19 protein-coding genes are annotated in these 19,540 nt (G+C 37.8%); 18 read left to right on the forward strand and 1 reads right to left on the reverse strand.

Annotated elements, in window-relative coordinates:
• Positions 1-70 precede the first annotated feature (70 nt).
• The 18 genes from H6W53_RS11470 (at position 71) to H6W53_RS11555 (ending at position 18,313) form a co-directional block, all read left to right on the forward strand.
• Positions 71-1,198, forward strand: a complete 1,128-nt coding sequence (locus H6W53_RS11470) for a GNAT family N-acetyltransferase (protein WP_185206945.1) — start codon at positions 71-73, stop codon at positions 1,196-1,198.
• A gap of 42 nt (positions 1,199-1,240) precedes the next feature.
• Complete coding sequence (locus H6W53_RS11475) at positions 1,241-1,417, forward strand: hypothetical protein (RefSeq protein ID WP_185206951.1); 177 nt, start codon at positions 1,241-1,243, stop codon at positions 1,415-1,417.
• 121 nt (positions 1,418-1,538) lie between these two features.
• Positions 1,539-1,910, forward strand: a complete 372-nt coding sequence (locus tag H6W53_RS11480) for an NADH-quinone oxidoreductase subunit A (RefSeq protein ID WP_027380112.1) — start codon at positions 1,539-1,541, stop codon at positions 1,908-1,910.
• A gap of 104 nt (positions 1,911-2,014) precedes the next feature.
• Complete coding sequence (locus H6W53_RS11485; RefSeq protein ID WP_047397471.1) at positions 2,015-2,575, forward strand: NADH-quinone oxidoreductase subunit B; 561 nt, start codon at positions 2,015-2,017, stop codon at positions 2,573-2,575.
• 5 nt (positions 2,576-2,580) lie between these two features.
• Positions 2,581-3,075: an NADH-quinone oxidoreductase subunit C gene (locus H6W53_RS11490; RefSeq protein WP_076393017.1), complete on the forward strand. Its 495-nt coding sequence runs from the start codon at positions 2,581-2,583 to the stop codon at positions 3,073-3,075.
• A 64-nt stretch (positions 3,076-3,139) separates the two neighbouring features.
• The gene (gene nuoD / locus H6W53_RS11495) at positions 3,140-4,363 is read left to right on the forward strand and encodes an NADH dehydrogenase (quinone) subunit D (RefSeq protein WP_076393019.1); all 1,224 of its coding nucleotides are present in this window, start codon (positions 3,140-3,142) and stop codon (positions 4,361-4,363) included.
• Positions 4,364-4,501: 138 nt separating this feature from the next.
• Positions 4,502-5,011 carry a complex I 24 kDa subunit family protein gene (gene nuoE / locus H6W53_RS11500; protein WP_076393021.1) on the forward strand — a complete coding sequence of 170 codons (510 nt, stop codon included), beginning with the start codon at positions 4,502-4,504 and terminating at the stop codon, positions 5,009-5,011.
• 102 nt (positions 5,012-5,113) lie between these two features.
• On the forward strand, positions 5,114-6,472 hold the full coding sequence (gene nuoF / locus H6W53_RS11505) for an NADH-quinone oxidoreductase subunit NuoF (RefSeq protein WP_185206954.1): 1,359 nt from the start codon (positions 5,114-5,116) through the stop codon (positions 6,470-6,472).
• Position 6,473: 1 nt separating this feature from the next.
• Entirely contained in the window at positions 6,474-7,358 is an 885-nt protein-coding gene (locus H6W53_RS11510) for a hypothetical protein (protein ID WP_116098510.1), read from the forward strand.
• Between the two features lie 42 nt (positions 7,359-7,400).
• Positions 7,401-8,399: a 2Fe-2S iron-sulfur cluster-binding protein gene (locus tag H6W53_RS11515; RefSeq protein WP_076393025.1), complete on the forward strand. Its 999-nt coding sequence runs from the start codon at positions 7,401-7,403 to the stop codon at positions 8,397-8,399.
• A 178-nt stretch (positions 8,400-8,577) separates the two neighbouring features.
• Complete coding sequence (gene nuoH / locus H6W53_RS11520) at positions 8,578-9,642, forward strand: NADH-quinone oxidoreductase subunit NuoH (protein ID WP_116098493.1); 1,065 nt, start codon at positions 8,578-8,580, stop codon at positions 9,640-9,642.
• Positions 9,643-9,733: 91 nt separating this feature from the next.
• Positions 9,734-10,291: a NuoI/complex I 23 kDa subunit family protein gene (locus H6W53_RS11525; RefSeq protein ID WP_116098492.1), complete on the forward strand. Its 558-nt coding sequence runs from the start codon at positions 9,734-9,736 to the stop codon at positions 10,289-10,291.
• Positions 10,291-10,788: an NADH-quinone oxidoreductase subunit J gene (locus H6W53_RS11530; protein ID WP_076393029.1), complete on the forward strand. Its 498-nt coding sequence runs from the start codon at positions 10,291-10,293 to the stop codon at positions 10,786-10,788. The genes H6W53_RS11525 and H6W53_RS11530 overlap by 1 nt, the downstream gene beginning before the upstream one ends.
• Before the next feature lie 4 nt (positions 10,789-10,792).
• The gene (gene nuoK, locus H6W53_RS11535) at positions 10,793-11,122 is read left to right on the forward strand and encodes an NADH-quinone oxidoreductase subunit NuoK (RefSeq protein ID WP_034703571.1); all 330 of its coding nucleotides are present in this window, start codon (positions 10,793-10,795) and stop codon (positions 11,120-11,122) included.
• A 2-nt stretch (positions 11,123-11,124) separates the two neighbouring features.
• Complete coding sequence (gene nuoL, locus H6W53_RS11540) at positions 11,125-13,038, forward strand: NADH-quinone oxidoreductase subunit L (RefSeq protein WP_185206956.1); 1,914 nt, start codon at positions 11,125-11,127, stop codon at positions 13,036-13,038.
• On the forward strand, positions 13,038-14,531 hold the full coding sequence (locus H6W53_RS11545; protein ID WP_185206958.1) for a NuoM family protein: 1,494 nt from the start codon (positions 13,038-13,040) through the stop codon (positions 14,529-14,531). Before nuoL ends, H6W53_RS11545 begins: the two co-directional genes overlap by 1 nt.
• Positions 14,532-14,547: 16 nt before the next feature.
• Entirely contained in the window at positions 14,548-15,933 is a 1,386-nt protein-coding gene (locus H6W53_RS11550; protein ID WP_185206960.1) for an NADH-quinone oxidoreductase subunit N, read from the forward strand.
• A gap of 76 nt (positions 15,934-16,009) precedes the next feature.
• A complete protein-coding gene (locus H6W53_RS11555) occupies positions 16,010-18,313 on the forward strand; it encodes a GAF domain-containing protein (RefSeq protein ID WP_185206962.1) in 2,304 nt (767 codons plus the stop codon).
• Positions 18,314-18,361: 48 nt separating this feature from the next.
• Here the strand turns inward: H6W53_RS11555 and H6W53_RS11560 are convergent, their stop codons facing one another.
• Positions 18,362-19,534, reverse strand: a complete 1,173-nt coding sequence (locus H6W53_RS11560) for a Pycsar system effector family protein (RefSeq protein WP_185206964.1) — start codon at positions 19,532-19,534, stop codon at positions 18,362-18,364.
• Between the last annotated feature and the right edge of the window lie 6 nt (positions 19,535-19,540).

The following is a 19,540-nucleotide window of genomic DNA, read 5'->3' on the forward strand; positions in this document are numbered from 1 at the left end:
TGATGTAAAAACTGTGCCAAAGTATTGTATTAATTTAGCTATATTTGTTCCATAATTTCACGAAAGAATCATGTCAGAAATTTCAGTTATTGAGGTAAAAAACAGCGATCAGCTAAAGCAATTCGTAAGATTTCCCATGGATCTGTACAAAAACAATCCGTATTACGTTCCGGCTCTTATTAATGATGAGATTAAAATATGGAGTACGAAGGAAAATCCGGCACTGCAATACTCTGAAGCCAAACAGTTTCTTGCCTACCAGAATAATAAAATCGTCGGAAGAATTGCCTTAATGATCAATCATAAGGAAGAACGCGAACTAGGGATAAAGAAAGTACGCTTCGGCTGGATTGATTTTATTGATGATGAAAAAGTTTCTCAGGCACTCATCCGAAAAGCAGTTGAGTACGCCAAAGAAAAAAACATCGGAAAGATTGAAGGACCGATGGGTTTCACCAACCTTGATAAAGCCGGAATGCTGACTTTAGGCTTCGATAAACTGGCAACGATGATCGGAATTTACAATCATGCGTATTATCCTCAACATCTGGAAAAACTGGGTTTAACCAAAGAAAAGGAATGGGTGGAATTTGAAATCATGTTTCCTGATTCCCTTCCGGAGAAAATTTACAAATTCAACGAACTGATTTCCCAGAAATATCATCTGAAAGTTTTAAGATTTAAATCTAAAGAAGAAATTCTGCAGTATGTGGATGCGATGTTTGATCTGCTGGATGAAACTTACAAGCATCTTTCTACCTACACTCCTATTTCGGATGAACAGAGAAAAACTTACAAAGAGAAATATTTCCCTTTAATCGATAAAGATTTCATCGTATGTATTGCCGATGAAAACAATCATCTGATTTCATTTGCTATTACAATGCCCTCCTATTCAAAAGCTTTGCAAAAATCCAAAGGCAAACTGCTCCCTTTCGGGTGGTGGCATTTTTTACAGGCAGGAAAGAAAAACGACAGGGCTAATTTTTACCTGATCGGAATCCATCCTGATTATCAGAGACGCGGTGTAACGTCCATTATTTTTAAAGAAATCTGGGATATTTTCAATAAAAAAGGAGTGAAATATCTGGAAACCAATCCTGAACTGGAAGAAAACAAAAGCATTCAGCTTCTTTGGCAGGATTACAATCCCGTAAACCATAAAAGAAGGAGAACCTACGCTCTGGAAATTAAATAATTTTTCGTCATCAAAAAGTAGACTTATTGTAAGTTTTAAAATATGAAACCACAACTCATCATTTTCGGAATTTTAATTGCCGGATTCATTGTTTTCAATTTGTTTTTTCAGTTACCGGATGACAGAACCAATACAGCAGTGAATATTATCTACGCAAGTCTCCTTTTTGCCTATATTTCCTTTATGGCATATTCTCTCATCAGAAAAATGAAAAAATAATTGTTATTTTTAATGATTCTAAATTACCCGTTTTACCTATTTTGGAGCCACTTTTAACCTCATAAATTTCATGCTTTCTTGTTTATTCGCTAAATTTGCAAATTGAGATAATAATGCAAAAATGAATTTACCTGAAAGTTATATTCCAATCCTTATACAAGCAGGTGTTGCGATCGGTTTCGTAGCCATTTCTTTGCTTGGAGCGCATTTTTTAGGTCCGAAACAGAAAAAAGGAAATTCTGTAAAAAACCAGAGCTGGGAATGTGGAGTCCCGGTAGAAGGAAATGCAAGAACACCGTTTTCCATTAAATACTTTTTGACGGCGGTATTATTCGTATTATTCGATATTGAAATCGTATTTTTTTATCCGTACGCGGTAAACTTCAGAGAATTCGGAATGGAAGGATTCCTTGCCGTTCTTACATTCGTAGCAATCTTTTTCATGGCATTTTTCTATGTATGGAAAAGAGGCGCTTTAGATTGGGATAAATAAGAAATTATAAATTTTAAATTACAAATTTTAGATGGTGATTTTCGATTAAAGTTTACATTAACAATAATTTAGAATCTAAAATTTAAAATCTAAAATCTACTAAAATGTCAGATAACAAACCAGTAATAAGAACAGATGCACCTGCTCCGGAAGGATTTGAAGGAGAAGGGTTTTTCGCAACAAAACTGAGCAGTGTAATCGGGATGGCAAGAAAATTTTCTCTTTGGCCGTTACCATTTGCAACCTCTTGTTGCGGTATCGAGTTTATGGCTACCCTGAATCCAACGTATGATGCTTCCCGATTTGGTATGGAAAGAAACTCTTTCTCCCCAAGACAGGCAGATATGTTAATGGTTTGCGGAACGATATCCAAAAAATTAGGACCGGTACTTAAAGAAGTGTACACTCAGATGGCAGAGCCGAAATGGGTGGTTGCAGTTGGAGCCTGTGCTTCCAGCGGTGGTATTTTTGATACGTATTCTGTTTTACAGGGTATTGATAAAATTATTCCGGTAGACGTTTACGTTCCGGGATGTCCTCCGAGACCGGAACAGATTATTGAAGGCGTAATGCAGGTTCAGGCTTTGGCAGAAAGCGAAAGCATCAGAAGAAGAGATATGCCTGAATATCAGAAATTATTAGATTCTTACAACATTAGCAACTAACGGAAATGACAAACGAATTTGTATTAGAAGCAATTACAAGAGAATTTCCGGAGTCTGTTATTGCAAGTTCAGAGCCATATGGAATGTTAACGATTGAAGTAAAGAAAGAAGATCTGAAAAAAATCGTTCACTATCTGAAAGATTCATCATTGGAAATCAACTTTCTTACCGATGTGTGCGGAATCCATTACCCTGAGTTTCCGGAAAAGGAAATCGGCGTGGTTTATCACCTGCACAACATGATGACGAACTTCAGATTACGTCTGAAAATATTCATGTCCAGAGAAAACATCGAAGTAGATTCTTTAGTGGAATTATATGCAGGAGCCAACTGGATGGAAAGAGAAACGTATGATTTCTACGGAATCAAATTTAAAGGACATCCGGATCTGAGACCTATTTTAAATATGGAAGATCTTGGTTACCACCCGATGCTGAAAGAATATCGTCTGGAAGACGGAACAAGAACAGACAAGAACGACAGCATGTTCGGAAGATAAAAAAGCGAATGGCACTAATGGCAGCGAGCCAATAGCCAGAAGCAAATAGCTAAAAGCAATCATTATGAAAGATAACTCATTATCTAATATACTCAACCAATACGAAAGTAAGGAACAGATTGACGGACAGTTATACACCCTCAATTTAGGACCTACCCACCCTGCAACGCACGGTATTTTTCAGAATATCTTAACGATGGACGGAGAAAGAATCCTTCATGCAGAGCAGACTGTGGGATATATCCACAGAGCATTTGAGAAAATTTCAGAAAGAAGAAACTACTCTCAGATCACTACCCTTACCGACCGTATGAACTACTGTTCTGCGCCGATTAACAATTTAGGTTGGCACATGACGGTTGAAAAGCTGATCGGCGTTGAAGTTCCTAAACGTGTAGACTATATGCGTGTTATTTTAATGGAGCTTGCGAGAATCGGAGATCACCTGATCTGTAACGGTGTAACAGGAATGGACTCCGGAGCAATTACCGGTCTTACCTATATGTTCATCGAAAGAGAACGTATCTACGATATGTATGAGCAGATCTGCGGAGCGAGAATGACGACCAATATGGGAAGAATCGGAGGTTTTGAAAGAGATTTCACTCCAAAATTCCATGAGTTATTAAAGGATTTCCTTAAAACGTTCCCGCCAAGATTCAAAGAATTCTGTACATTATTAGAAAGAAACAGAATCTTTATGGACAGAACCATCGGAGCAGGATCTATTTCTGCAGAAAGAGCATTAAGCTATGGTTTCACAGGTCCTAATTTACGTGCAACAGGTGTGGATTATGATGTAAGAGTTGCGCAGCCTTATTCTTCTTACCAGGATTTCGACTTTATCATTCCGGTAGGAACTTCCGGAGATACCTACGACCGTTTCATGGTTCGTCAGCAGGAAATCTGGGAATCTATCAAAATCATCAAACAGGCATACGAAAACCTTCCTGAAGGACCATTCCACGCGGATGTTCCGGATTTCTATCTTCCTGAAAAGGCAGATGTTTACAAGAAAATGGAAGCACTGATTTACCATTTCAAAATTGTAATGGGAGAAACAGATGTACCGAAAGGAGAAGTTTATCATGCAGTAGAAGGCGGAAACGGAGAATTAGGTTTCTATCTTGTGAGTGATGGCGGAAGAAGCCCTTACCGACTGCATTTCAGAAGACCTTGTTTCATCTATTATCAGGCATATCCTGAAATGATTACAGGTTCTGTAATTTCAGATGCGATCGTTACGATGTGTAGCATGAATATTATTGCGGGAGAATTAGACGCATAAAAGAAATTATAGATTTTGGATTATAAATTTTAAATTAATCTAAACTCTTTAAATATAAATTAATATCAAAATTGATAAGATTTTTAGAACTAAGATTTTCATCTAAAATCTAAAATCTAAAATCTAAAATCTTTAAATATGAGCGAAACAATAGCTTTTAAACCGGAAAGTTTAGCACAGGTACACAAAATCATCGCAAGATATCCTGAAGGAAGACAAAAATCTGCCCTTATTCCTGTACTTCATTTGGCACAGAAAGAATTCGGAGGCTGGTTAGACGTTCCGGTAATGGATTATGTTGCAGAATTATTGAGTATCAAACCTATCGAAGTTTATGAAGTAGCTACTTTCTACACCATGTTCAACATGAAGCCGGTAGGTAAATATGTTCTGGAGGTTTGCAGAACCGGACCTTGCATGGTTTCGGGAAGTGAAAAAATCCTAGACCATATCCGTACAAAACTGAACATTAAAGACGGACAGACCACCGAAGACGGAATGTTTACTTTAAAACCTGCTGAATGTCTGGGAGCTTGTGGATATGCTCCGATGATGCAGTTAGGGAAATTTTTCCATGAAAATTTAACGATAGAAAAAGTAGACGAGATCCTTGATCTTTGCAGAGAAGGACAGATCGCTTTAGACTAATAGAAATTTTAAATTCTACATTTTAGATTTTAAATTATTCACTTAACGTTTAATCATAATTAATGCAAGAAGCCAAAAGCCTATTGCAAGAAGCAAATAACAATGAGTAAAAAACTTTTACTTAAAAACGCACATATTGAAGGCATCCGCTACTTTGAAACCTACCGTAAAAACGGAGGTTACGAAGCTGCTGAAAAAGCCTTAAAAATGACTCCTGACGAAATTCTTGAAGAAGTAAAAGCTTCAGGGCTTCGTGGACGTGGTGGAGCAGGATTCCCAACAGGAATGAAATGGAGCTTCCTTGCAAAACCGGAAGGTGTTCCGAGACACCTTGTTGTAAATGCCGACGAATCTGAACCGGGAACGTTCAAAGACAGATATCTGATGGAGTTTCTTCCTCACTTACTGATCGAAGGAATGCTTATTTCATCATACTGTTTAGGTTCAAATGTTTCCTATATCTACATCCGTGGAGAATACTCATGGATTCCCGATATTTTGGAAGAAGCTATTGAAGAAGCAAAGGCAGCAGGATTTTTAGGTAAAAATATTTTAGGAACCGGTTTCGATTGTGAAATTTACGTTCAGAGAGGTGGTGGAGCATACATCTGCGGTGAAGAAACCGCATTGCTTGAATCTCTTGAAGGTAAACGAGGAAATCCGAGACTGAAACCGCCATTCCCGGCTGTAAAAGGACTTTGGGAAAGACCAACGGTAGTAAACAACGTTGAATCTATTGCGGCAGTAGTTCCGATCATTGAAATTACAGGTGCTGAATATGCTAAAATAGGAGTTGGAAGATCTACAGGAACAAAATTGATTTCTGCCTGTGGAAACATCAACAAACCGGGAGTTTATGAAATCGACATGACCATTACGGTTGAAGAATTCATTTACTCTGAAGAATATTGCGGCGGAATTAAGGACGGAAAAAAATTAAAAGCCTGTATTCCGGGAGGAAGCTCTGTTCCGATTGTTCCGGCTAATTTATTATTAAAAACCGTAAACGGAGAACCAAGATACATGAACTACGAATCTTTGGCTGATGGTGGATTTGCTACTGGAACCATGATGGGTTCAGGAGGATTCATTGTTTTGGATGAAGATCAGTGTATCGTAGAACATACCATGACTTTAGCGAGATTTTACAATCACGAAAGTTGCGGACAATGTACGCCTTGCCGTGAAGGAACGGGATGGATGTACAAGATTTTAAAGAAAATCGAGAAAGGAGAAGGGAAAATGGAAGACATCGATTTACTTTGGGACATTCAAAGAAAAATCGAAGGAAATACAATTTGTCCGTTAGGTGATGCAGCGGCTTGGCCTGTTGCAGCGGCTATTCGTCACTTCAGAGATGAATTCGAATGGCACATTAAAAACCCAGAATTGTCTCAGACACAAAATTACGGATTGGCACATTATGCAGATCCGATTCCTGCTGTAGAGAAGAACGCTTAAGATGAAAAAGATATTGGCATTAGGTCTAATGATGTCGGGTTTTGTTTTCGGACAGGTAAAAAAAGATACATTAGAAGAAAAAGAATATAAACTGGAGGCGACTCCATACAAAGCTGAAAAAAAAGAAAAACCTTTACCACTAAGCAAAAAAGGTCAGGTTTTCGTTTTCTACGGATGGAACAGAGCGGCTTACAGCAATTCTGACATTCATTTCTCGGGAAACGGTTATGATTTTCAGTTAAATAATGTCTCTGCAAAAGACAGACCAACGAAATTCGGAATTGTTTATTTCGATCCAAGCTGGTTTACAGTGACACAATATAATTTCAGACTTGGTTATTTTATTAAAGATAATTTAGCCTTGGTTTTAGGAATTGATCATATGAAATATGTAATGAACCAGGATCAGACGGTTGGCTTTTCAGGAAATATTTCAGATCCGAAATATGCAGCAATGGTACAGAACGGGCAGGTAAATCTTGCCGATGAAAAGTTTCTTACTTTTGAGCATACCGACGGATTAAATTATGAAAATGTCGGGCTTGAAAAATATAAAAATCTGGTTCATAAAAAGAACATTGATCTGGTATGGTCTTACGGAGCCGGAATCGGGTTTATGTTTCCGAAAAGTAATGTAAAGCTTTTTGGTAACGAGAGAAGCGACCGTTTTCACGTTGCCGGAATGGGAACCGATTTAAGATCCAGTCTTAACCTTGTATTCTGGAAAAACTGGATGCTGAGAGCAGAAGTAAAAGCCGGATACATCAATATGTGGGATATTAAAACGACATTAAATAATAAACCGGATAAAGCCAGACAGGATTTTGTTTTCGGACAGGTTCTTGCCGGAATCGGATATACATTTAATACAAAAAAGTATAATTAAAACAGAGCTTAATTGCTAAGGCAAAAGCGAAAAGCATAGAATATGAGCGAAGAGGTTAAAAAATTCAAAATAACGATAGACGGACAGACTACTGAAGTTTTGCCGGGTACTTCTATTCTGGAAGCTGCAAGACAAATCGGCGGAAAATCTGTACCTCCTGCAATGTGCTACTACAGCAAACTGGAAACCAGTGGCGGAAGATGCAGAACCTGCCTGGTGGAAGTTTCCAAAGGATCTGAAGCAGATCCGCGTCCTATGCCGAAATTGGTAGCAAGCTGCAGAACCAACGTAATGGACGGGATGGAAGTAAAAAATCTTACTTCTGAAAAAGCTCAGGAAGGTAGAAAAGCAGTTACGGAATTCCTTTTGGTAAACCATCCTTTAGACTGCCCTATCTGTGATCAGGCGGGAGAATGTCACCTTCAGGATTTAGGGTACGAACACGGAAATCTTGAAACCAGAACGGAGTTCGAAAGAAATACGTACGATGCCGATGATTTGGGTCCGCACATCAAACTGAATATGAACCGTTGTATTCTTTGTGCAAGATGTGTACTCGCTGCAAACCAGCTTACCGGAGAAAGAGAACACGGAATTTTGTTCAGAGGAGATCACGCTGAAATTTCAACCTACTTAAATAAAGCTTTGGATAATGATTTCATCGGAAACGTCATCGACGTTTGTCCTGTAGGAGCATTAACCGACAGAACAGCACGTTTTTCAAGCAGAGTATGGTTTACAAAACCAATGAACGCTACCTGCAAATGTGATAAATGTTCCGGAAAAGCCGTAGTCTGGATGAAAGGTGACGAAATCGTGAGAGTTACCGCAAGAAAAGATCAGTGGGGAGAAGTTGAAGAATTTATCTGCGACACCTGCCGTTTCGACAGAAAAGAACTTTCTGACTGGAACATTGAAGGTCCAAGACATATTGACAGACACTCAGTAATTTCATTGAACCACTACGAAAAGCCTAAAGATGAACTAAGAGTTTTAGATAATCCGATGGCAAAGGAAATCAGTGAAAAAGACGAAAAATAAGAAGTTGGATGTCTGAAGATGGAAGATGGAGGTTTATAACCGTAAAATATTCCGCTTCTGCTTTAACTTTAAAATCGTTAAAAAATAAAATAAATTGGTAATGTGATGAATAGTTGATGCCACGATGTGATAAACTTCCAGCTCCCAACTCCCATCTTCAAAACATTTAAAATAAAAAATGGATTTACTTACATTTAAACTTATACTTGTATTTGCGCTTTTCCTGCTTTCACTAACGATTGCAGCCTACTCTACCTGGGCAGAAAGAAAAGTTGCTTCTATTATGCAGGACAGAATTGGTCCCAACAGATCAGGACCTTTCGGATTGCTTCAGCCTTTAGCCGACGGTGGAAAGTTTTTCTTTAAAGAAGATTTTACCCCTGCGAATGCAGAAAAATTTCTTTTCGTACTGGGACCGTCTTTGGTGATGTTTATTTCATTAATCACAGGAGCAGTTATTCCTTGGGGTAAAAGTTTAAATATTGCAGGTACGTCTTATGATCTTCAGGTGGCAAACATCGATGTGGGAGTATTATTCATCATAGGAATGGCTTCCATCGGGGTTTACGGAATTATGATCGGAGGCTGGGCTTCCAACAACAAATATTCATTATTAGGAGCGATCCGTGCTTCTTCTCAGATGATTTCTTATGAATTGGCAATGGGATTGGCTTTGCTTTCTATCATTATGATGACGGGAAGTTTAGATTTAAAAGAAATCACTGAAAGCCAGACAAACGGAAAACTATGGGGATTCATTCCTTGGGTTTCGGGGCTTAACTGGAATATTTTCTACCAACCGATTGCTTTCTTAGTATTTATTGTAGCAGCTTTGGCAGAAACCAACAGACACCCTTTCGATTTACCTGAGTGTGAATCTGAATTGGTAACAGGATATTCTACAGAGTATTCTTCCATGAAATTAGGATTGTATATGTTCGGTGAATACGTGAATATGTTTATTTCCAATGCTTTCATGGTTGTTTTATTCTTCGGAGGTTACAATTATCCCGGAATTGAATGGGTTACTCAGAACTGGGGAGAAAATACTGCCGGAATTTTAAGTATTGTGGCATTTTTAATTAAAACAATCATCGGAATTCTGATCTTCATGTGGATCAGATGGACACTTCCGAGATTCAGATATGACCAATTGATGCACTTAGGATGGAAAACTTTAATTCCAATGGCATTGGTTAACCTGCTTGTTACAGGAGCTGTAATTTTAGCATTTGGAAATTAATTAATTTGAAAATGAGCTGATGTGAAAATGTGATGATGCGACCAACTTCCATCTCCCGGCTTCCATCTTCTAACATTTAATAATAAAAAAAATGAAACTTACGAACAGATCAAAAGTTGTTTCTAATAAAGAAATGACCCTTGCTGAAAAAATCTACTTACCTGCGATTTTTACAGGAATGGGGATTACATTTAAGCATGCTGTAAGAACCGTATTGAAAGGTGCTCCCGCAGTATATGCGTATCCGGAAGTACAGAAACCGAGAGCAGATATCTGGAGAGGTCAGCACGTTTTGAAAAGAGACGAGGAAGGCAGAGAAAGATGTACGGCTTGCGGACTTTGTGCGGTAGCATGTCCTGCAGAAGCAATTACCATGACTGCTGCAGAGAGAACCAAGGAAGAAAAGCATCTTTACAGAGAAGAAAAATATGCATCGGTATATGAAATTAATATGCTGAGATGTATTTTCTGTGGTATGTGTGAAGAAGCCTGTCCGAAATCTGCGATCTATCTTACCGACAGATTGGTGGACGTGGAAACCAACAGAGGTTCTTTCATTTACGGAAAAGATAAATTGGTAGAAAAAATAAATGAAAGGATTGACATCACAGAAAGACAATCCGAGAAACAAAAAAATGCGGTAAAATAATGGATCAGTTTTTATTTTTCTTGGTGGCGTTTTTAGCAGTGGCAAGTGCGGTTTACTTCGTTTTTGCAAGAAATCCTCTGTACGCTGTTTTGTCATTAATTGTTACAATGTTCTCTATTGCTGGCATGTACATCCTTCTGAATGCACAGTTCCTTGCGATTATCCAGATTATTGTGTATGCCGGAGCGATCATGGTATTGTTCCTTTACATTCTGATGATGCTTAACCTTAATAAACAAGACGAAAGTAAGAAGGGCAATACTTTAAAATTTGCCGGAGTTTTTACAGCAGGACTTTTGTTAATTGGAGTTTTAGGTGTTTTCAGAGGTGTTCAGCAGAACCAGATCGTTGTTGAAAATGTAGACAACGGAGTTGGTTTGACGAAAAATCTGGGAAGACTTTTGTTTAATGAATATGTTTTGCCGTTTGAGCTTGCATCCATCCTTATTTTGGCAGGTATTGTAGGTGCGGTACTAATCGGTAAAAAAGATCTATAAAATTATGGGAGAAGTAAATACATTTATACAAAGCGTCCCTCTGAATTATTTCATCATACTTTCATCAGTACTGTTCTGTTTGGGAGTTTTAGGAGTATTGCTGAGAAAAAACGCGATTGTTATTTTGGGTTGTGTAGAGCTTATGCTGAATTCTGTAAACCTTTTACTGGCTGCGTTTTCTGCATACAAAGGTAATGGCGACGGACAACTTTTAGTTTTCTTCATTATGGTGGTTGCTGCTGCGGAAGTAGCGGTAGGTCTGGCAATTATTGCTATGCTGTATAGAAATACCCGTTCTGTTGATGTAAGTATATTTAATAAATTAAGAGGATAAGAATGGAAAATTTAGTGTATGCAATAATACTTTTACCACTTTTAGGTTTTCTTATAAACGGACTTTTCGGAAAAAATCTTCCAAAAATAGTTGTCGGTAGTTTGGCTACGGCAATGGTTTTTGCATCTTTCTGCATCGCAGTAAGTATTTTCATGAATTTTGATTCTGAAAGCCAGCCTGTTATCGTAAAAGCTTTTGAATGGTTCAGAGTAAACGGAGTTCAGATTAATTTCGGGTTCCAGATCGATCAGTTATCATTAATGATGGTGATGATCATCACAGGGATCGGATCTTTAATTCACCTCTACTCTATCGGATATATGAGCCACGATAAAGGTTTCTATAAGTTTTTCACTTATCTGAATCTGTTTATCTTCTCTATGTTGTTATTGGTAATGGGAAGCAACTACTTAATCCTGTTCATCGGATGGGAAGGTGTAGGATTGTGTTCTTATCTACTGATCGGATTCTGGTACACCAACGAAGAGTATGGTAAAGCGGCAAGAAAAGCGTTCATCATGAACAGAATTGGTGACCTTGCTTTATTAATAGGTATTTTCATGTTAGCTTCACAGACAAATGCTGTGGATTATTTAACAATCAAAGAAAATGCAGGAAAATTTGAATTGGACGGAACGGTAATCATTTTCATTACAACGAGTTTATTTATCGGTGCTACCGGTAAATCTGCTCAGGTTCCATTATATACATGGTTGCCGGATGCGATGGCGGGACCTACTCCGGTTTCAGCGTTAATTCACGCAGCTACCATGGTAACGGCAGGTATTTATTTAGTGGTAAGATCCAACTTCTTATTCACCTTGGCACCTACCGTTCAGGGAGTAATTTTATTCATCGGATTCTTAACGGCAGCTTTAGCTGGATTCTACGCACTTCGTCAGAACGATATTAAAAAAGTACTGGCGTATTCAACCGTTTCTCAGCTTGGATTCATGTTCATCGCATTAGGTCTTGGAGCTTATACAACAGCGATGTTCCACGTAATGACACACGCTTTCTTCAAGGCATTATTGTTCTTGGGAGCAGGATCTGTAATCCACGCAATGAGCAACGAACAGGATATGCGTTTCATGGGAGGTCTGAAAAAGTACATTCCTATTACACACGCTACATTCCTTATCGGAACATTGGCAATCTCTGGATTCCCTTTACTTTCAGGGATGATTTCCAAAGACGAAATTTTAGTGGCAGCTTTCGCTAAAAATCCGGTATACTGGGTAATTTTATTTGTTTTAGCGGCTGTTACGGCTACTTATATGTTCAGATTGTATTATCTTACTTTCCACGGAGAGTTCAGAGGTACTGAAGAACAAAAACACCACTTACACGAAAGTCCTTCAAATATGACATTACCATTGATCGTACTGGCTGTTCTTTCTGTTTTGGGTGGATTAATTAACCTTCCTCACTTCATCGGTCACGGTCATTATGCCAAATTAATGGAATGGCTGAAGCCTGTTCTTACCGAGGAAAGCTTTAAACAAATGGAAGCAACTCTTTCGGGAGTTCCGTTTGGGACTGAAATGATACTTTTAGGAGCAACAGTTATAATGTTCTTCTGCGTTTGGTTCCTTGTTAAAAATACTTATGTGAATAAGAAAAAACAGGCATTACCGGAACATCAGTATACAGGATGGGAAAAACTGTCTGCTAAAAAATTATACATTGACGAAATTTACAATGCATTAATTGTAAAAACTGTTGAAGGATTAGGACGCGGAGGAAAGATGTTTGATAAAGGGATTCTTGATCGTTTTGTGGACTTCGTAGGTGAAGGAGCTGAAGACAGCGGAAAAGCCATGAAGCGTATCCAGAACGGAAATGTTGAGAATTACATCTTAATCATGTCTTTGGCTGTGGGAATTATACTGATTGTTAACTTTATATTACAATAATGTCTGGTTTATTATTAACACTATTACTATTACCTCTGGTAGGTTCGGGATTAGTTTTTGCATGGAAAGATAAATCCAGCAAATATTTGGCACTGGGAATTGCGTTGGTACAAATGCTGATTACCTTCTACATCACTGCGGATTTTGATTTTAATCCTACGGTAGACAGCGTATTGCAGCACGAGATCAACTATCCTTGGTCACAATTCATGAAGAGCTCTCTTCATTTCGGAATCGATGGAATGAGTCTGCTTCTTTTATTGTTAACCAATATTCTGGCGCCCATCATTATTTTATCTTCTTTTAATGAAAATGTAAACTACAGAAATACATTCTACGGTTTGATCCTGCTGATGCAGTTCGGTCTTGTAGGAGTTTTCACTTCGCTGGACGGTTTGCTGTTCTACATTTTCTGGGAAGTTACTTTGATTCCGATCTGGTTTATTGCCGGAATCTGGGGTCAGGAAAATAAAAGATTTGAATTCACTACGAAATTCTTCGTTTATACCTTCGTTGGATCATTATTCATGTTAGCAGGATTGATTTATGTATACAATCACTCTGCATCTTTTGCGCTGACAGATCTTTATAATGCCCAGTTAAACGAAACACAACAAACCGTTGTATTCTGGTTTATCTTCTTTGCTTTTGCAGTGAAATTGCCGGTTTTCCCTTTCCACACGTGGCAGCCGGATACGTATACCTATTCGCCAACACAAGGTTCCATGCTTTTATCAGGGATCATGCTGAAAATGGCGATCTATGGAGTTATGCGTTATCTTTTACCGATCACTCCCCTTCCGATTGCAGGAATTTCAGGACAGATCGTGATTATCTTAGCTATTGTGGGAATTGTTCACGGAGCTTTAATCGCGATCATCCAGACTGATATGAAGAGAATTATTGCATATTCTTCTTTCTCTCACGTTGGATTAATGGTGGCAGGTATTTTTGCTTCGGCAGTAATAACCTTAAGAGGAAACTTCAATATTGAAGGTGCTGAAGGAGCTTTGGTACAGACTTTCGCTCACGGTATTAACGTTGTAGGTTTGTTCTACTGCTGCGATATTTTATACAAGAGATTTAAATCAAGAGACATCAGACAAATGGGAGGTTTGGCGAAAGTTGCTCCTAAATTTGCGGTGTTGTTCCTGATCATTATATTAGGTTCAATGGGAGTTCCGTTGACCAATGGATTCATCGGAGAATTTATCCTGTTGAAATCGGTATATGATTTTAACGGATTGGCAGCAGTAATTGCAGGTCTTACCGTAATCCTTTGTGCTGTCTATTTATTGAGATTCTACGGAAAAGCAATGTTCGGACAGGGTGATGAAGCTGTTTTAAGTACAGTAAAAGATCTTTCTGCAGTAGAATTCTCTGTATTGGCAAGTTTAGCGGTTTTTGTGATTGTATTTGGTATTTTCCCACAACCGATAATCGAAATGGTGAATAGTTCGTTGAAGTTTATCTACCAATCAATGGTAAGCTAATTTGATATTTTAAGAAATGAGTGTTTTAATTATTGTTTTCCTAACGGCAGTTGTTGCGTTATTTTCAGGAGTTTTTGAACAAGGGAAATTCGCAAGATACATTGGGATTTTGGGATTAATCATCGCATTATGGGTAAGTTTCATGCCGGAATGTGCTTTCTTCGGACAGTACAAACATATGTATGACTACACCGCCAATACTGCGCTATTCACAAAAATATCAATCGTAACGACATTATTGTTGTTCTTTCTGGGCGGTTTTGCATTCAGCAACCACAGAAGCCACCAGTCTGAACTGTATGCTTTAATGCTTTTCGCTCTTTGTGGCGGGATTATCCTTTTCGGATATCAGAATATGGTAACGCTGTTCTTAGGAGTTGAAATCCTTTCTATTCCTTTATATGTAATGGCGGGAGCTAACAAAACAGATCTGAGATCCAACGAAGCCTCCATCAAGTATTTTCTGATGGGTGCATTCGCAACAGGTTTCCTGTTATTCGGGATCGCATTTATCTACGGAAGTGTAGGAAGTTTCGATTTATATAAAATTCAGGACTTCGGAGTTTCAAACCCGAAAGATGTAATGTTCATCTTAGGCGTTCTTCTGATTCTTTGTGCATTGGCATTTAAGGTTGCATTGGCACCTTTCCACATGTGGAGTCCGGATGTTTATTACGGAGCGCCTTCATTAATCACGGCTTTCATGGCGAGTGTAGTAAAAATCTCAGGATTTTTCGCATTGTTCAGATTAATGACGATAGGATTTGGCGGAGTTACAGAAAACTGGATCAATGTTTTCGGAGTATTCTTAATCATCACATTGCTTTTGGCAAACGTTATGGGACTGGCTCAGACGAATGCAAAAAGAATGTTGGCATACTCTTCAGTTTCTCACGCAGGATACATCGGTTTGGTATTCTTCGGAATGACGAGTCTTTCTACTTATAATTTGGCGTTCTATCTATTTGCTTACGCTTTGGCGACAATAGGAGTTTTCATGTGTCTGATTTATGTTGAAAAACTGAAAAGAGAAACCTCTTTCGGAGCGTTCAAAGGATTGGCAAAAACAGAACCTTTATTGGCAACTACTGCATCAGTTTCCATGCTTTCAATGGCTGGAATTCCTTTAACTGCAGGTTTCATGGGGAAATTCTCTTTATTTTCTCAGGCAATGAATTCTCAACACGGAGTTTTCCTTGTTTTGATTGCTGTTTTAGGTTCAGCAGTTTCCATTGCTTACTATTTAAGACTGATTATTTCCATGTTCTTCTTCAAAGAAAGTACATTTAAATCTTCAGAAAAAGTAACGATCACGTACAACATCGTAGGAGTATTTGTTATTGCTTCAATCGTTGTTCTTGGCGTTTTCCCGGATCTGTTTGCAAGACTTTTCGGATTATAAAAAATCATATTAAAATAGAGAACCACAACCTTTAAGTTGTGGTTTTTTTTTACCTTTACTCTAAATTTCAGTTTTTGTGTCACAGCTATATAAAAAAGACACTCCATTTCAGGTTTTTATTTCGTTCAAAAAATATTTGGATGTGTTGGAACACATTCGATACAATGACCGTTTGGAATACCGAGCCAGTTACGCTGAATCTTTAATTGAAAAGACTAAAAATTTCAACGAATTCCGCAACGGATTTCAGGATATTTCTCTGCTTGAAAAAAATGAAGACCTCATCAAACTTCTTCTTGCAGACCTCTTCCCTACCGGACTTACCAATAACGAAATAAAAGCGGCAAGTGTTCCGCTTTCCAATATCACCTTTAATTATACAGACCGTTTCAAAGCAATATTAAAAGATGCCGGAAAAGATTTCGAGATCGGATTGCGTGGTATTGATGATGACGAATTTTATGTCTTCTGCTGCTGTCTTATTTTGCAGAGCTACTTCAAAAAAGATATAAAAAGTACCATTCCTTTTTATTATGATATTCCCAATGCACAGGGAATCATGAAGCATTATAAAATTACGGTAAATGCAGATTTTACCGAAATTTTTCCTGCTGAAGGAACAAAAATTCCTTCCGATGAAATTCTGGATATCTTGCTGGAAAATTTAGATGATTTTAAACTGTGGAAGAAACATTTTCAGCCGGAATCATGGATTTTAAAAGGGTTCACTATTATTTCCCTTGTAGACTGTACCAGTGAAATTGCCCTCTCCGATCTTAAATCTACCATGATCGAAATAGATTCTGAAAACTTCTCGCAGGATGAAAACCTTGTTGAGATATTCAAATCGTATTTTGATATTCCGGAGCTGAATTTCGGACTGATGCTTTACAATAAAAAAGAGCAGCGGCTGGAAAAAATGCCGGTGTATGAAAATATGTTCACCAATCATGTATTGAACTTCTGGATCAATGCCATAGATGAAGATACAAGAAAAAGCACCATCATCAATCTTCACTACAACCCGAAACCTATTGTTGTTTCAAACCTTAATCATCTCGAAGAAGAAGCGAAAATGAAACCTTCTTTCAGTATCTTAAAGGAAAACAACATCAACAGTTTTATGGTTATCCCGATCGTGAAAGACAACGAGCTTTTGGCTATCATGGAGTTTACCTCTCCTATCGCGAACAGCTTCAATGGTCTTAAACTGAAAAAAATGGAATCGTTCAGCAACATGATTATTTTCTCGCTGAGCAGATTCAGCTTTGAAAAAAATTATCAGATTGAAGCCATCATTCAGCGGGAATACACCACCATCCACAACAGCGTGGTTTGGAAATTCAGAAATGAAGCCGAAAAATATTTCAACGCTTCTCTTGGCAATAAAATATACTCTTTAAAAGAAATTTCATTTAGAAACCTTACCCCGCTCTTTGGATTTTCAGACATCCGTTCTTCTTCGGAAAAACGTTTTAATTTAATGCTCGAAGATCTCAACCAACAGATTGAATCCCTTTACGAGATTTTTAATTTAACCCGTTCAGACTCGGAAAAATTTTTACCGGCTCTGGATATTTTCGAAAATGAACTAAATAATGAGATAAAAGCAGACAGCGAACAGAGGTTTCAGGGATTACTGAGAGATGAAATTCATCCTTATCTTCAGGCTAAGCTGGAAGTAAAATCCTCAAGTGAAGTAAAGGCAAAAATAAAAGATTATTTTGCGCAGGTTTTTAGCCAGACCGATCTCTTTTATACCCATAGAAAAAGTCTGGATGATTCGATAACGTTAGTCAACAGAAAACTGGCAGATGTTCTGGATGATGCACAGATACAGGCACAGCAAATTTTTCCGCATTATTATGAAAGATTTAAATCAGACGGTGTGGAGCATAATTTATATACCGGACAAAACATTGCGCCCGATCTTCATTACCATTCAAAAATTGTTAACAAACTTCGTTACTGGCAGCTAAAAACCATCTGCAATATGGAAATTGAATTCCGAAATTTCAAAAAAGATCTTCCGGTGTGTCTCGATATTGCCTCGCTGATTTTTGTGTATAACGAAAAAATAGATATCCGCTTCAGAATGGACGAGAAACGTTTTGATGTAGACGGAGCCTATAATTCGTACTATGAAATCATTAAAAAACGTCTGGATAAAGCACACGTAAAAGATTCAGACGACAGAATTACCTGCCCCGGAAAAATAACCATCGTTTATTTCGGGATGGAAAATCAGAGAGAATATCTCGATTACATCAACAAACTGCAAAAGAAAGGAATTCTCCAAAACGACATAGAATTCCTGAAAGTAGAAGATTTACAGGGAATTACAGGACTTTTAGCTTTAAGAGTATCTTTAGTACAATAAAAAAGCTCATCCAATCGGGTGAGCTTTCCTATTAAGTTGATATTTTATCTAAAGACTTAAAAACGCATACGCAAAAGACAGAACAGAAATTACAATTCCTGCCATAAAAATCTGGTACGTAATGGATAAAAGCCTGTACTTTCTGTCTAAAACCTTTCCTAAAAAATACAAATCCTTCACCATAGAATCGTAAATATAATCGCGGTCTTTAATAAGAACATTCATTGCATCCTGATAATCATCAAAAATCATCCTGTTGAAATTTCCGAAGAATAAAAGATTTACCTTTCTGTCGGCAACATCCTGTAAGCTGAATTTTGCTTTGGTAACATTCGGTTTTGTGGATAAAATGGCAAAAATGATGGTAAGAACCGCAGAAGCCAGCAAAATAAAACTTGGAATAATAAGATGAGAATTCTTAGGCGTATCCAGTTTCGGAACCAAAACAGAAAGACAAACTGATATGATGATGGCATTTACAGAAAGAAGAATATTCGCTTTGCTGTCGGCAATATCACTCAGTCTTGTATGATTGCTTAGCGTAACTCTGAATAACGTATCTACACTTCTGTCGGATTTTGGTTCCTTCTCCTTTGACTTTTTATTTTCAGAACTCTCTTTTTTATCCTCGTCTTTTTCCAACTTCTTTTCAATTTTTTTAATATTTTTCTCCTTCAGAGGTTGCCATTCTTTTTTCGCATACTCTGTATAAAACTGATGCTTATTTTTTAGCATATCCAGATTTCCGGCATTCCATTCGTCATTAGAATAGCAGCGTACATTCGTAAGCTCCCATTCTTTCCTCAATGCATCGGAAATATCGTTATAATCGTGGCTTGCAAAATGGCTGCAGTCTGCATCTTTTACAATTTTTTCCAGAAGATTTTGAGGAACATAAGTAATTTTTGTTGCCAGAATCAGCTTAGAAACCTCCTCAATATAACTTTCGGGATAATTTTCCTGCTGCAGAAAATCTTTCATAATCTTTACTCCTGCCTCTTCATGATTTTTGGCACACTCTATGTACCCTGTATCATGAAACCAAAGAGCCAGAACTACTTTCTCCTGATCTTCTTCAGAAACCTGAGTGTTTTTAAGAATTTCTTCAGCCTTATTTACTGTGAAGGTAGTATGTATAAAATTATGATAAGAATATACTGAAGATAGTTTATCTTTGAATAAGGTTTCGACATAGTCTTTGGCTTTTTGTAAAATATTCATCACCGA

The organism is Chryseobacterium sp. C3 (assembly GCF_014218905.1).
Lineage (GTDB): Bacteria > Bacteroidota > Bacteroidia > Flavobacteriales > Weeksellaceae > Chryseobacterium > Chryseobacterium mucoviscidosis.